The following is a 12494-nucleotide window of genomic DNA, read 5'->3' as shown; positions in this document are numbered from 1 at the left end:
ACAGGCATTGTTCATAACAGAGCTACCAAACCTATCTCCCAGTTCAACTTGATGCGCACCATTAGCCTGGCAATGCATCGTTTTGCACCACAAGATGAGACTCGATACGGTTTGGGTGAGAAAAGGCGCGAGGGAGCCCCTCGGCAGTGAGCCGAGTGAGAACATTTAGGGCCGCTAACAAAACCGCTCAACAAAGCGCAGGCAGATAACGGCACAAGCCAGCGTCAGCAAGGCGAGATGGATATTCAACCATCGTTCGAAACGAGTTCGCAGATTGCCAAAACCGGCTAGCCTCTACGACCCAGCGGCTGCCGCCAGCTCACAGATCCCTTGCTCATGAACCTCCCAGCCCATGCCCTTGCGGCTGTAAATGTCCTCAATCAGATAGAGGTAGTAATACTGATCCCGTATCCCAGCAGATAGAGCCCTTGCTGCCCTGTGAGGCTCTCACTGAGCTGTTGCTGGAGATAAATGCTCATACCGGCTTCGCCAACGAATTGACTCATGTCAGCGAATCCAATGCCCGAGCCGAGGAGCTGGTTGTCTGTATCTGCGCAGTGTTGCTGGCGAAGGCCTGCAACATCGGATTGGAGCCGCGGCTCAAGCACCAGGTATGCCCTCTATCGCCATGGGGACTCCGAGCACCCGAGGGAGTTGCACCTCAAGTGGAATAACTTGGTGCTGCCGGTGGATCACCCTTGGTGGAATACCCATTCCCCGAGCAACGGTTATGGCTGCAAGTGCAAGAAATTCCTGCTCTCGGCAGCCGACCTCAAGCAGCGCGGCCTTGAAGTCGGCAAGGCGCCGGACGACGGCGATTATGAGTGGCTGGATAAGGCCACCGGGGAGCTACACAAGATCCCCAGAGGTATAGACCCCGGCTTTGATTACCGGCCCCAGACCCCGGCTGCCCTGACCAAGGCCGTGGCCAAGCGGGAGGAAGCCAAGCCAGCGTTGGCCGAGCGGCTGCCCGAACGGCTGGTGGAGAGTGCCTATTCCAGTGCCAAGGGGGTGAGTGCGCAGGGCTTGAGCGACCTGCTGGCCCAGCTGCCAGCCCCCCAGCGTGAGCCCTTGGCGGCCTTCCTCAAGGCGCACCCGGTCAAGACGCTGTTTATCAAGCAGACCGAGATGGGGAAGGGGGCCGCGGGGCTCAAGGTCGCCTCGGCCAGGATCCTTACTCGGTCTGCTCTTTGTACTATCACCGATCTGCTGCCAGCACCAATGGCTTTACCAGCAAGCGCTGGGATCACTTGGTCATCAAGGTCAAGGCGGGTAATAAACTGAAAGAGGTAGACATGCAGGCGCTGCAAGCGGCGGCGGAAGTGATTGCGTCGGCCATTGAAAACCAGGGCCCCCGTGAATGGAGACCCAAGGGCACCAGTGGTGAGGTCCTGCGCCGTTACTTCAGTGTGTCGGCAGGGATAGGGGGTCGCTTGGGCGAATCATCCCAGCGGCTCTCCACCTGGCTGCATGAGCTGGATCAGCAGGTCCACTTCTGGGCTGGCGAGCCGGATTTGACCTGAATGGGACTCCTTACCCAGTATGCCGGCACCAATGGCAAGGAAGCCGTTGCCGAGGCCTTTGCCGCCTGGATGCTGGCTCGGGAGGCGAGGGCAAGCCACTATCCCGAGTTGGCCAAGGCAGTGCAGGATATGATCGAGCAGGCGACCCAGGCCGCTACCAAAGGAGAGAAGCGATGAATGAGAGTCTGCTGACGCAAGCGTCCCACCTCTTTGAAAAGGGGGGCAACTTCACCTTGGCTGATGTTCATGCCCTGGAGCAGCTGGAGGCTCAGGCCAATGGGGAAGAGTGTGCCCTGATCGGCGAGTTGTGGGAGGCCGCCATCATCGCGGCCGATGACGAGGCGTTCCATTACCTGACCCATTTTTAGGAGCAGTCATGGCCGGTAGTTTTATCGCCATCAGTCACCATGGGATAGTCGATGCCTATCAGCTGCTTGACCAGCTCTATCAGCGCACCGGCGATCTCAGTGAGCCGCTGGCTGATATCGGCGAGGGGTTGGCGCTCTCCCACCGGGATCGCTGGGATGAGCAGGAGAGCCCGGAAGGGGAACCTTGGGCCCCGCTCTCTGAGCAGTACCGCGCCCGCAAGCCACGCCATGCTGATGAGGTGCTGCGCCTCAACGATGATCTGCGCGATACCCTCAACTATCAGGCCGAACCCCAGGCCCTCTATTTTGGTACCCCGTTTGAATATGGTGCGGCTCATCAGTTTGGTCGCCAGATCAACCTGCCTGAGCTCCCCTATTTGGGGTTGTCGGAAGAGGACCAGCAAAGTGTACTGGAGACGCTGAAGGGGTATCTCCTCTCTGAGGCGCTGTAACGGGCTGTATAGTGTTTGGGGATCGTAGAAGTGTCTAGCATGAGGATTAGTCTTTACATTGGTTACATGAGTGTTTAAACACTCTTAAACAGTATAACTTGATAGCGATCACTCTTAACTAGTTCAGATCAAGGTAGCATCAAGCTTCATTTGCAACTGGTGTGGGTTTTAATATGAGTAATTGGTTTGATGCATTTCAGTCAAGAACAGACTTGCAAGTTTATAATGATAATGCGTTAGCTCTATTTGCCCTCGCATTGAGATTTAGAACTGAGGATCTTGACACTGTTGCTGCTGAATCGATAACAGATGGCAGGGATGATAAAAAATGTGATTTAGTTTATGTAAATAGAGAAGATGGATATGCAGTTATTGCTCAGTGTTATCTCAGCTTAAAGGATAAGCCTGCCGCCCCGGCCAATAAAGCTAGTGATTTAAATACTGCCTTAGGATGGTTGCTCTCTAGGTCAATAAATGAAGTTCCAGAGATAATAAAATCTGCTGCTCAAGAACTGAGAGATGCAATATTAGATAAAGAAGTCACTACCATATATATATGGTATGTTCATAATCTACCACACTCTAATAATGTGAGGGATGAATTAATAACTGTTCATGAAACAGCTTCCTCTATTACAAAGCAACACTTCCCTCAATAAAATATAGATCTACAGGTTTTTGAAGTTGGGAATGAAATGTTCTCTGATTGGTATGAAGATTCTCAATCACCAATCTTAGTGAATGATGAAGTCGAAGTTGACTGTGATGGTGCATATGAGGTGTCCGGGCCTGGTTGGAAGGCTGTATCAGCAACTATACCTGCAGCATTATTACATCGTTTATATAAAAAACATAAAACAAAGATGTTTTCCGCCAATATAAGGGATTACTTGGGTTCTCGCTCATCAGATTCCAATATTAACAACGGCATTAAATCGACGCTTGATAACGAGCATGATAATTTTTGGGTGTATAATAATGGACTTACAATTCTGACGCATTCTGCGTCATTTGACGCAACGAAAGGTAAGTTGTTCTTTAGAGGGCTTTCCATTGTTAATGGAGCTCAAACGACTGGAGCAATAGGCTCACTCAGAAAACTACCACACCCAGACACTGTTGTTCAGGCTAGGTTCGTAGCAACGACCAATGGAGATGAAGAGTTAATAAGAAAAATTATTCAATATAATAATAGTCAAAATAAAGTCGAGGCATCAGATTTTAGAAGTACAGATAAAGTGCAGCGAAGACTAAAAGAAGAGATCTCAAAAATCCCTAATGCTGAATATGATGGCGGTCGTAGAGGGGGGGTTACAGATGCGATTCGCCGTAGGGTTAATCTACTCCCATCATATACTGTAGGTCAGGCTTTGACTGCTTTTCATGGTGAACCAATAACAGCATATAACCAAAAATCTGGAATATGGGTTAACGATAGATTATATGGACGTATTTTCAACGAAAGTACTCATGGTGCCCATCTTGTATGCGCTTATGCCCTAGTTAGATCTATTGAAGATCGAAAGACAGAAATTATTCAAAAAGATAGGGGTGGCGTTAGTTTAACAAGAATGGAACAAGATTATTTGGAATACTTTAGACGGCGTGGCTCAATATTTCTTTTTGCAAGTGCAATTGTTTCATGCTTGGAGATATTCCTATCTAGGCAGGTTCCTAATTTATTTAGGGTGTCGTTTGGTAATTCATGTTCGCCTGCAAAGGCTCAAGAGCATTGGAAGACTGTGGTCGATGTAGGGATACCATTTTGTAAACAATTAGTTCCGGCACTGGATGGTGGTTTGAAGAATACAAAGTCCGTAAACGATGCAATTTCAACGTTCCGTTCGCTGGTTCAAGCAACATCGAGTGCTAACCAAAATATATATGATCAATTTAAAGCCGTGGTCATATCACCTATTTCATAGTGACTAACCCACCATAAACCCCACCTCCCTTCATGCCGCCGCACTATGGCGGCATGAACATATCCAAGATCCCATACTCAGCGCCCCTCGTGGCCATCCTCAATGCCAACCCCGTCAACGGGGAGCGGCTGGCCAAGACCATGCCCCAGCGCACCCAGACCATTGAGCTGCCGTTATCTGCAGACACCGGTCTCATTCTGCCGGGGGCGTTGCTCGCGGTGGATGGTTGGAAGGGCTACAACCGGGGCGTCAGGGTCTCTGCTGCACTGCAGAACAAGGCCATGACGGTGCGCCAGCAACTGAGCGTGGAGCGATTTGTATGAACCTGTTCAAGCGATTCCTGGAGCTGGTATCCGGTACCGACCCGCTGCTGGTCGGTACCGTGACAGCCATGACCAGTGCCACGACCACTTTGGATACGTTGGCGGGGGGCACCGTCACAGTGCGCGGTGTCGGGGTAGCCATCGGCAAGAAGGCGTTTTACAGGGGAGGGGAGCCGGCAGGAGAGGCGCCGGGCTGATCAAACTTGGCGATTCCTGTGCCATCAAGTTTGATAAAAGTACCAAGGGCACGGTTTTTCATTTTAGGCAGACAGATTTTTCATTTTTCGCGGCGGGCTACACATCCTTCACTGTTGTGGGGGACAGCCAGTCTGATCCTGTTCTGCGTGGCTTTCTATCCATAACGTCCATTTGTACCACCAAAAATTAGTACCACAGCCTTGTGGTACATCTGATGGTACTAAACAAGCTGGATTTTGGCGACTATCTCGGATTGCTACGGACAACAAAAAACCCGCAAGACGTTGAATCTTGCGGGTTTCTGTACTTCTTCGTTCCCGGCCGGAACATTGTTTGGTGGAGCTGGGGGGATTTGAACCCCCGTCCAAAATTACTACATCCTCGGTACTACATGCTTAGTCACTCTTTACATTCGCCAACCCGCTGCGGAGAGACACGCCACGAATTGACTAGCTCGATTGGTTTTAATGCTTCCGCCCCGAGCAGGACTTCCACACGATCCTGTGAAGGATGACCTTCCGATTCCCCCCTAGGACACAGGCAAGCTAGGGTAGAAGGGCTCAGCGCAGGTTATTAAGCTGCGAGTGCGTAGTTTTCGTCGTTTGCGACTATTTTTTTGCGGTTTGTTAACGAGGCCTACCGCACCTCGGCATGCACCTTGGGTTTCGTGAATCTTGTCGAATCCAGAATCAGCCCCAAGTTGTCAAAGCCGATTGTACGCAAAAATCCTGTCATGGCAAGGCGTTGATGGCAATCGACCGGCCTTGGCCGGTCGATTGCTGGTTTATTGGACGCCACACGGCTGCATGCGGTGCACAATCAGCCGCGATGCTTGTTCTTCATGATGCGGGCTTTCTCCCGATCCCATTCGCGGGCCTTGGTGTCTTCCCGTTTGTCGTGCTCTTTCTTGCCTTTGACCAGACCGATCTCGACCTTGACCCAGCACTCTTTCCAGTAGAGCGCCAGCGGCACTATGGTGTAACCCTGACGGGCGGTCAGGCTCTCCAGCTTGTCGAGTTCACGGCGGCTCAGCAGGAGCTTGCGGGTGCGGGTCGGATCACACACCACGTGGCTGGAGGCGGCGTTCAGTGGCAGGAAAGTGGAGCCGAACAGGAAGGCTTCGCCCTGCAAGAAGATGACATAGGCTTCGCTGATGTTGGCCTTGCCCGCCCGCAGGGATTTGACTTCCCACCCTTGCAGGGACAGACCGGCTTCCACGCGCTCTTCGATGAAGTACTCGTGACGGGCGGTTCTGTTGAGTGCAATGGTGCTGGACCCGGCTTTGTTTTTACTGTTCTTTTTGCTCATGACGGGCGCCTTTGGCAATGATTAGGAAGGCGCATTATACGTGGGTGGCGGCGGCTGTAAAACGCGCAACTGCTCGAGTGGCGGCTTTGTGAGCGGTTTTGGGGATGATCTTGGCTGACAAGGTGATAAAATCGGCCCGATTGGATGAGGAAAGCCCATGCCCCGTATTACTCGCAGTGCCCTGGTGATGTTCAGCGCAGAACAAATGTTCAGGCTGGTCAATGATGTTCACGCTTATCCGGAGTTTCTGCCCGGTTGTGTCGGCAGCCGTGTCCACGAGACAGGCGATGACTATATGACTGCCTCGGTCGATGTGGCCAAGGCGGGGATTGCCAAGACGTTTACCACCCGCAACCTGCTCGATGCCAACCGGCAGATCAAGATGGAGCTGGTGGAGGGGCCCTTCAGCAAGCTGGCTGGCTGGTGGACCTTCACGCCGCTGGATGTGGATGCCTGCAAGGTCGAATTCGACCTCGATTTTGAGTTCACCTCCAAGCTGATTGAGCTGGCGTTTGGCCAGATTTTCCGCGATCTGGTGGGCTCCATGGTGCTCGCCTTCTCCAACCGCGCCAAGGTGGTGTACGGTGTCTGATCTGCTCAATATCGAAGTTGTGTATGCCCTGCCCGAGCGCCAGACTGTGCTGCGCATCCGGGTTGCTCCCGCCACCAGCGTGCTGGCTGCCATCGAGCAGTCCGGCATAGTGCAGAAGCACCCGGAGATCGATCTGGCGGTCAACAAGTTCGGCATCTACAGCCGGCCGGTCAAGGGGACCGAACTGCTGCAGGACGGGGATCGCATCGAGATCTACCGTCCGCTCATCGCCGATCCGAAAGAGATGCGCAAGAAGCGGGCCGAGAAGGCCAAGGAGGAGGGGCGTGCCGATGTGGTGACCGGCGGCCGGCCCAATGCCAACCGCAAGCGAGGGGACACAGACCCGGCCTGATGCCGCACTCTGGAATAAAAAAGGCGCCTTGGCGCCTTTTTTGATCTGCTTTTCTGTTGAGCCGCCGCCAGCTCGCTTCAGCGGCAAAGCGCTGTCACATCCCGTGCAGCCGCTCGTTTTCCACCACCTCGACGCCACTCTCCTGCTGGCTGAGCACTATCATGGCATGGGCCACCTGGCCGGCCTCGATGGCGCGCCAGCGGCGCAACTTGCCAACCAGCAGGGGGCGCAGCAACGGATAGACAGCCTGGAAGCACTGTTCCGACAGGCGCGGCGGCTGGCGATTGCCGAGCAGCATGGCGGGGCGCACTATGGCGAGCCGTGGCCAGGCTTGCGCCAGCAGTGCCTGTTCCATCTGCCCCTTGGTGCGGGGATAGAGGGCCGGCGAGCCTGGATTGGCCCCCAGACTCGAGACGACGATCAGACGTTGGCAGCCGTGGCGGCGAGCGAGTGCCGCGAAGGCCAGCACATAGTCGTGATCGACCCGGCGAAACGCCTCGTCGGACCCCGCCTGCTTGCGGGTGGTGCCGAGGCAGCAGAAGGCGATGTCGATGGGGCCGGGCAGCGCAACCTCGTAGAGGCGTTCGAAGTCGGCCGGCAGCCAGTGATGTTGGGGCCGGGGATCACCTGCCTTGCGACAGAGCAGGGTCAGTGAGTGGGCGGGGTCGAGCTGACGGAGCAGCTCCCGGCCGATCAGCCCGCTGGCCCCGGCGATCAGGATCTGGCTCATGCGTGCCTCCCTAGTTCAACGAGGGCCGCCAGGGTCTTGCCAGCGAGTCGTCCGTGGGTATGGGGATTCTTGGGCTGGTGCATGGAGGCTTCCTCGCTAAGATGGGATGGCGGTGGCCAAATAAAACAAAACCGGCGCGGGGCCGGTTTTGTGAATGCGATCAGAGCGGGGTGTGGAAGGCCGCTGGCAATGGGAAGTCGCCGGTGACCGTGGCCAATCTGTCGTTGGCAAAGGTCAGGGTGAGCTCCTTGCGCTCCTTCTCGCCGCGACCCGGCTGGAATTCATAGAGGTAATACCAGGTGTTCGGGTCAAAGCCATCGCGCAGCATGGCGGAACCCAGCACGAACTCGACCTGTTCGCGGGTCATGCCCTGGCGCAGTTTGTCGACCTGTTTTTGTTCCACATAGTTGCCCTGGGGAATATCGATGCGATAGACCAGGCTGCAACCGGACAGGGTGAGGGCGGTCAGGGCCGCGGCAATCAGGTGTTTCATCCGCATATCGAGTTCAGATCATCCATTCAAGTCTTTTACGCTGGCCGAATCATACCTACTCCCTTGGCGGAAGTAAAAGCCATGGAAAAAATAGCCAGAGGGCGCCTGGCCCTCTGGCCGATGGGATCACTCCTCTATGGTTGGGATGGGGCGGACCAGCCGCAGCATGACGCTGGATATTCCTATTCCGCCAACGTTGAAGGTTTCCCCGCTGCCGGCAAAGTTCAGAAAGTCGTATCCTTCCCCCCCCGAGCTGTCTGAACCAAAGGCGATGTTGGTCAGTGCCCAGAGTTGTTGTTCAGCTGCGTGACATGCAGTTTTGACATCATCGGGAGCCTCGATCCACTGCTCGGTTACCTCATCCCACTTGGGCGCTGCATCAGCACACAGGGTCTCTTTGTCTGCCGCTATCTGTGATTGGAGGGATGTCGAAGGGTAACCTTGTGCCGCATAAATGGCCGGCTGGCACTGGTTGTTGTAGAGGGTAAACAGTTCCTTGATGTCGGGGGCCCGCCAGGGGTGTGCGGGTATACCCAGCCGGTCGTTGGCCTGTTTGATAGCGCCCATCAAGGGATTGTCTTCAACGTTGGCGCGGGTTGAAATAAACGCTGGTGTGCCTTCGCAGCCGGTGCCATCGGCACTGGCGTGCTGACCATAGGGACAATAGAGCCACTGCAGACCTGTGGATCTGTCGTTGACCACGTTCAGCTTGCCCTCGGCCGTGTCGATCTGTTCGCTGACGAAGCGGCTGTTGTCGTCCTGATAGCCAGGCAGACATTCTCGTGCCTGGCTGGTGACCGGCAACAGGATGGTGATCAACAATAGGGGGGTGAAATAGCGGTGCATCTTATTCTCCTGTGACCTTGAAGCCATCGCTGACCAGCATGACGTAATGGGGTTGATACTGGCGGGCGATACTGCCTCTGAGGTCAGAGCTGGGTCGTACCTTGTAGGCATCCGGCCCGCCATCATCCTTGTTCCAGGTACCGACCGGGCGGCTCACCGGCATGACATCTGCCGTCCAGAAGCCGTAGAAGATGCCTTCCAGCTCATTCCACTTGCCGTAGGTGTATGCCAGGCCGGAATAGAGCGGGAAATAGCGGGTGTCGAGCGCTATGGGGTTCTCCTTGGTCAGGGTCATGATGCCGTAGAACTCCTGCTGGTTGGGGGCGCGCCAGTTGCCAAGACCACATAGCTTGCTTCGATTGACCAGCGTGGTCTGGCGTTTCAGGTTGCAACGGCTTCTGTCGCTGACCAGGGTGCCACTTTGGGGGTCATAGCAACTGCCGTTGAAGGCGTTGTCGCTCTGGATATCGTCATAGGCAAACAGGCTCTTGTCATCGTGCAGGGAGGACTCCCCATCCTTGTGCTGCACCTTGGTTTCCCACACCAGTCCGCTCAAGGCGTCGGCCACGCAGGCGAAGGGCAATTGCTTGTAGGAGAGGTCTTGCCGTGGCAGAGGTTGACCCTGGCTGTCCAGCTTGATGTAGCGAGCACCAAGTACCCCATCCTGATTGCTGTTGACGGCCTGACCGCTCAGGGGGTCGCAGCGGTTGTCGAGATCCCGCCCCCGCTTGCCGTCATCGTCTCCCATGCTGTGGGTGATGCGGGTATCGGCCACATGCAGCTGGCCCGCCCGATAGTGCAGCGGGGCGCTGATAGTACCGCCTTCGCCCATCACCCTTATCTGGTAGTCCTGGTAGCGAGCGAGCCCGCTCAGGGTAACGCGAGTCTGCTGGCTGCTAGCTTGCTGCTCGGCGTGTTCAATATGCTCGAACGGGGTGCGTCCCCAGCCAATCCGGTACTGACTCGCCCCCTCCTGGGGTTGCCAGCCGAGGGTGACCCAGTGGCTGCCATCCTGATCACGGCCTTGGCCCAGAATGGCCAGCCCGATCACCTGATCCGACAGTACCTCGCGCTGACAGACCGCAGAGATGGGGCTGTTGGGGTAGGGGGTGATCCAGCTGCCCGGAGTGCTGGTTCCGGGATAGAGAGGGGCATCGCTCTCCGAGTTGCGGATCAGGCCGGCCGCCGCCTTGATGATGTGGGAGATGTTCTTGTCGCTCTGGCTGTTGAGCAGTGGCCCAAGCCCGCTGTTGTCGGCGAGGGCGGTCTCCAGCTTGAACAGGTCTGGTATCTGGTTGTCACGGGAGACGGTGGAATACTCATTGGCCATGTTGATCTCCAGCCAGCTCAGCAGTTGCTGGCGAAAATCCGTGCCTTCGATCAAGTTGACGTTCTGTTGCCAGAGCTCCCCCTCGGCTTGCAGGGCGACCATGGCCGCCAGCAGCTCGACCTGGTGCCTCGGCAGCGCCTTGAGTTTTTGATCCAGCTCCGCCAGGGTCCAGGCTTGCCAGCCCAGGAATGAGCCCATACCGGCACTGAGGGTGGTTTTGAGCAGCAAGGCTTGTTGAGCCGTACTGGTATAACCCACCTGCAGGCGCGGGAATTCGCCGGCGGTGAGGATGCCGTCCCGGTTGCTGTCCTGCTTGACCAGCTCGCACAGGGAGCCCAGAACGGATCGCAACTCCACCTCGCTCTGCCCATCCTGCACCACCAGGGTGAGGGTGTCCTGCATCAGGTCGTCGCTGGTGTCGCTCTTGCCTGGCTGGCAAGTGGCGAAGCTGTTGTTGAGATCCGGCAAGGTGAGGGTGAGGCTGTACCGGTTGCCTTGCTTGACGGCGAGCCCGTCAAGCATCCGGCCATCCTGGGCCCGGATGGGGAGTCGCAGTGGCCGGATGGGGCGTTCCGGTTTGAAGTAGTACTGGTTAAGGCCATCGTGATTGGGCTTGGCGCCGATCTCCACCGTGATCGTCGGCTCGGCAAGGCGTGAGGGGAATATTCCCTGCAGGGTCAGCTGGCGGTGGGGATGGAAGGTGGTGAGCAACTGATAGGCCGGGGAGCGGGTATCCAGGGTCGCCATGGCCTTGCTGGCTGCGACCAGTTTGGTCTCGGTATCGACAGGCAGTGCCGTCCCCTGCTGGGCGGCATAGTGCAGCAGCCCTTCTTGCTGTGTGCTGCCCGGCAGTGACTGCTGGCGGGCGATCACATGCCCGGCCAGCCTGGTGAGCTCGCTGGCAGGCAGTGGGATATCACCATCCAGCACGAGCTGCAGCAGTGCGGTCAGTTCGCGAGCGAAGCCGTGATTGAGTTGTGGATCGCTGACCAGCAGGGCGGTGACATCCTGCTTGCCCTCCCGTTTTTGCAGTGCCGTGGTGAGGCTCTGGTATGCCAGCAGCATGGGGGAAAGGTGCAGATGGGGTACCTCCTGCTCGGTGATGATGCCATCCCCATTCTGATCCTGTCTGAGCAGTTGCTCCAGCGAGGGCAGTTGGCTGCTGAGGATGGAGGCACTCTGCTGGCGGTGGCTGGCGGTCAGGCTCAGTGGTTTATCCTGCGGCCACTGACTCAGCTTGAGCTTTAAATCAAAGCTGCCGTCGGCCCGGATATTGGCAGGCGTACAGACCTTGTCGGAGCAGAGCTGAATCGCGAATTCGGCCCCCTGCTGGTGGCTGACGGACAGCGTGCCCGCCAGATCCAGGCTGGTGGGTTGATGGGGCTGGTCTGGCTCCTTGCCCGGTTGATCCGGCGATGTGGGCGGGGTCACAGTGCCTGCGTTGCCTGCGTTGCCTGCGTTGCCTGCGTTGCCTGCGTTGCCTGCGTTGCCTGCGTTGCCTGCGTTGCCTGCGTTGCCTGCGTTGCCTGCGTTGCCTGCGTTGCCTGCGTTGCCTGCGTTGCCTGCGTTGCCTGCGTTGCCTGCGTTGCCTGCGTTGCCTGCGTTGCCTGCGTTGCCTGCGTTGCCTGCGTTGCCGCTACCGCTGCCCGAATTTGTGTTGTTATGGTTGGTCCCGGTGTCCTTATCGGGTGTCGAGGTGGCGGGGTCCGTGGTGGTGGGCTGCGTGGTCTGACTGCCGCCGTTATTGCCGTTGGCATTGTTGTTGCCGTTATTTCCTTCCTGCCCCGGGGTGCCCAGCTCGGCCTTGCATGCCAGCAAGGCCAGGCAGCAGAGGGCCAGGGACAGTGATCGCGTTGTCCTGAACAAGATCGACTCCATTATTGTGATTTAGGTTATTAATCAGGCAAGTCAGCTATTTATTGCTATTTGCATTAATAAAGCAGACTTATTTGCTGTTTTATTTATCAAAAAGACAAATTCACTCTGCGAATTATTTCTAAAGATGATAATGATATTGATTCTCGTTTAAGATCTCAATATGATGTTTCCGCTGT

At 56.1% G+C, this 12494-nt stretch carries 17 protein-coding genes, 1 other RNA gene and 1 pseudogene; 12 read left to right on the top strand and 7 right to left on the bottom strand.

Annotated features, from left to right (window positions below; all coding sequences use genetic code 11):
* Positions 1–174: 174 nt before the first annotated feature.
* Positions 175–291 (bottom strand): annotated as a pseudogene (locus CK910_RS20820) (IS5/IS1182 family transposase); the annotation flags it as partial.
* 137 nt (positions 292–428) lie between these two features.
* Between CK910_RS20820 and CK910_RS24465 the strand changes: the two are divergent.
* The 10 genes from CK910_RS24465 to CK910_RS20785 all read left to right on the top strand — a co-directional run bounded on the left by CK910_RS24465 (position 429) and on the right by CK910_RS20785 (position 4788).
* The gene (locus tag CK910_RS24465; RefSeq protein WP_441296855.1) at positions 429–674 is read left to right on the top strand and encodes a Tn3 family transposase; all 246 of its coding nucleotides are present in this window, start codon (positions 429–431) and stop codon (positions 672–674) included.
* Positions 675–678: 4 nt separating this feature from the next.
* A complete protein-coding gene (locus CK910_RS24460; RefSeq protein ID WP_253852761.1) occupies positions 679–1284 on the top strand; it encodes a hypothetical protein in 606 nt (201 codons plus the stop codon).
* A gap of 11 nt (positions 1285–1295) precedes the next feature.
* Entirely contained in the window at positions 1296–1523 is a 228-nt protein-coding gene (locus CK910_RS24455) for a hypothetical protein (RefSeq protein WP_253852759.1), read from the top strand.
* A complete protein-coding gene (locus tag CK910_RS24450) occupies positions 1524–1700 on the top strand; it encodes a hypothetical protein (RefSeq protein WP_253852757.1) in 177 nt (58 codons plus the stop codon). It begins immediately after the preceding gene.
* Entirely contained in the window at positions 1697–1891 is a 195-nt protein-coding gene (locus CK910_RS20805) for a hypothetical protein (protein ID WP_098984564.1), read from the top strand. Before CK910_RS24450 ends, CK910_RS20805 begins: the two co-directional genes overlap by 4 nt.
* Before the next feature lie 8 nt (positions 1892–1899).
* Positions 1900–2343: a phage virion morphogenesis protein gene (locus CK910_RS20800; RefSeq protein WP_098984563.1), complete on the top strand. Its 444-nt coding sequence runs from the start codon at positions 1900–1902 to the stop codon at positions 2341–2343.
* A 173-nt stretch (positions 2344–2516) separates the two neighbouring features.
* Positions 2517–3002, top strand: coding sequence for a hypothetical protein (locus tag CK910_RS24235; protein WP_216640168.1), 486 nt, complete (start codon positions 2517–2519; stop codon positions 3000–3002).
* Positions 3003–3038: 36 nt separating this feature from the next.
* Positions 3039–4268, top strand: a complete 1230-nt coding sequence (locus tag CK910_RS20795; protein WP_216640167.1) for an AIPR family protein — start codon at positions 3039–3041, stop codon at positions 4266–4268.
* 89 nt (positions 4269–4357) lie between these two features.
* Complete coding sequence (locus tag CK910_RS23910; protein WP_253852756.1) at positions 4358–4591, top strand: hypothetical protein; 234 nt, start codon at positions 4358–4360, stop codon at positions 4589–4591.
* Complete coding sequence (locus CK910_RS20785; protein ID WP_098984562.1) at positions 4588–4788, top strand: hypothetical protein; 201 nt, start codon at positions 4588–4590, stop codon at positions 4786–4788. Before CK910_RS23910 ends, CK910_RS20785 begins: the two co-directional genes overlap by 4 nt.
* A 335-nt stretch (positions 4789–5123) precedes the next feature.
* Here the strand turns inward: CK910_RS20785 and ssrA are convergent.
* Positions 5124–5486, bottom strand: a transfer-messenger RNA (tmRNA) gene (gene ssrA / locus CK910_RS20780).
* A 122-nt stretch (positions 5487–5608) separates the two neighbouring features.
* Positions 5609–6097: an SsrA-binding protein SmpB gene (gene smpB / locus CK910_RS20775; protein WP_042036966.1), complete on the bottom strand. Its 489-nt coding sequence runs from the start codon at positions 6095–6097 to the stop codon at positions 5609–5611.
* Between the two features lie 157 nt (positions 6098–6254).
* Here smpB and CK910_RS20770 point away from each other — a divergent pair, with 157 nt between their 5' ends.
* Both CK910_RS20770 and CK910_RS20765 read left to right on the top strand, forming a co-directional pair.
* Positions 6255–6689, top strand: coding sequence for an SRPBCC family protein (locus CK910_RS20770; RefSeq protein ID WP_042873080.1), 435 nt, complete (start codon positions 6255–6257; stop codon positions 6687–6689).
* Positions 6682–7041, top strand: coding sequence for an RnfH family protein (locus tag CK910_RS20765; protein WP_098984561.1), 360 nt, complete (start codon positions 6682–6684; stop codon positions 7039–7041). The genes CK910_RS20770 and CK910_RS20765 overlap by 8 nt, the downstream gene beginning before the upstream one ends.
* Positions 7042–7135: 94 nt before the next feature.
* Here the strand turns inward: CK910_RS20765 and CK910_RS20760 are convergent, their stop codons facing one another.
* From CK910_RS20760 to CK910_RS20745, 4 genes are all read right to left on the bottom strand, one after another.
* Positions 7136–7771, bottom strand: coding sequence for an NAD-dependent epimerase/dehydratase family protein (locus tag CK910_RS20760; RefSeq protein ID WP_098984560.1), 636 nt, complete (start codon positions 7769–7771; stop codon positions 7136–7138).
* 160 nt (positions 7772–7931) lie between these two features.
* Positions 7932–8270 carry an outer membrane protein assembly factor BamE gene (locus tag CK910_RS20755; protein ID WP_011705347.1) on the bottom strand — a complete coding sequence of 113 codons (339 nt, stop codon included), beginning with the start codon at positions 8268–8270 and terminating at the stop codon, positions 7932–7934.
* Positions 8271–8390: 120 nt separating this feature from the next.
* On the bottom strand, positions 8391–9110 hold the full coding sequence (locus CK910_RS20750; RefSeq protein WP_098984559.1) for a DUF1566 domain-containing protein: 720 nt from the start codon (positions 9108–9110) through the stop codon (positions 8391–8393).
* A gap of 1 nt (position 9111) precedes the next feature.
* Complete coding sequence (locus tag CK910_RS20745; protein ID WP_098984558.1) at positions 9112–12306, bottom strand: fibronectin type III domain-containing protein; 3195 nt, start codon at positions 12304–12306, stop codon at positions 9112–9114.
* Between the last annotated feature and the right edge of the window lie 188 nt (positions 12307–12494).

It is taken from the genome of Aeromonas sp. CA23, from assembly GCF_002587065.1.
In the GTDB taxonomy this organism is placed as follows: domain Bacteria; phylum Pseudomonadota; class Gammaproteobacteria; order Enterobacterales; family Aeromonadaceae; genus Aeromonas; species Aeromonas bestiarum.
Note: the sequence above shows the minus strand (reverse complement) of the source record. Positions and strands in the feature narration are given on the sequence as shown.

Excerpts from the sequence above, each read along its gene's own strand:
- CK910_RS24450 (WP_253852757.1), top strand. The coding sequence starts at position 1,524 with ATGGGACTCCTTACCCAGTATGCCGGCACCAATGGCAAGGAAGCCGTT.
- CK910_RS20755 (WP_011705347.1), bottom strand. The coding sequence starts at position 8,270 with ATGCGGATGAAACACCTGATTGCCGCGGCCCTGACCGCCCTCACCCTG.
- CK910_RS20770 (WP_042873080.1), top strand. The coding sequence starts at position 6,255 with ATGCCCCGTATTACTCGCAGTGCCCTGGTGATGTTCAGCGCAGAACAA.
- smpB (WP_042036966.1), bottom strand. The coding sequence starts at position 6,097 with ATGAGCAAAAAGAACAGTAAAAACAAAGCCGGGTCCAGCACCATTGCA.
- CK910_RS20785 (WP_098984562.1), top strand. The coding sequence starts at position 4,588 with ATGAACCTGTTCAAGCGATTCCTGGAGCTGGTATCCGGTACCGACCCG.
- CK910_RS20800 (WP_098984563.1), top strand. The coding sequence starts at position 1,900 with ATGGCCGGTAGTTTTATCGCCATCAGTCACCATGGGATAGTCGATGCC.
- CK910_RS20795 (WP_216640167.1), top strand. The coding sequence starts at position 3,039 with ATGTTCTCTGATTGGTATGAAGATTCTCAATCACCAATCTTAGTGAAT.
- CK910_RS20805 (WP_098984564.1), top strand. The coding sequence starts at position 1,697 with ATGAATGAGAGTCTGCTGACGCAAGCGTCCCACCTCTTTGAAAAGGGG.
- CK910_RS20750 (WP_098984559.1), bottom strand. The coding sequence starts at position 9,110 with ATGCACCGCTATTTCACCCCCCTATTGTTGATCACCATCCTGTTGCCG.
- CK910_RS20760 (WP_098984560.1), bottom strand. The coding sequence starts at position 7,771 with ATGAGCCAGATCCTGATCGCCGGGGCCAGCGGGCTGATCGGCCGGGAG.
- CK910_RS24235 (WP_216640168.1), top strand. The coding sequence starts at position 2,517 with ATGAGTAATTGGTTTGATGCATTTCAGTCAAGAACAGACTTGCAAGTT.
- CK910_RS24455 (WP_253852759.1), top strand. The coding sequence starts at position 1,296 with ATGCAGGCGCTGCAAGCGGCGGCGGAAGTGATTGCGTCGGCCATTGAA.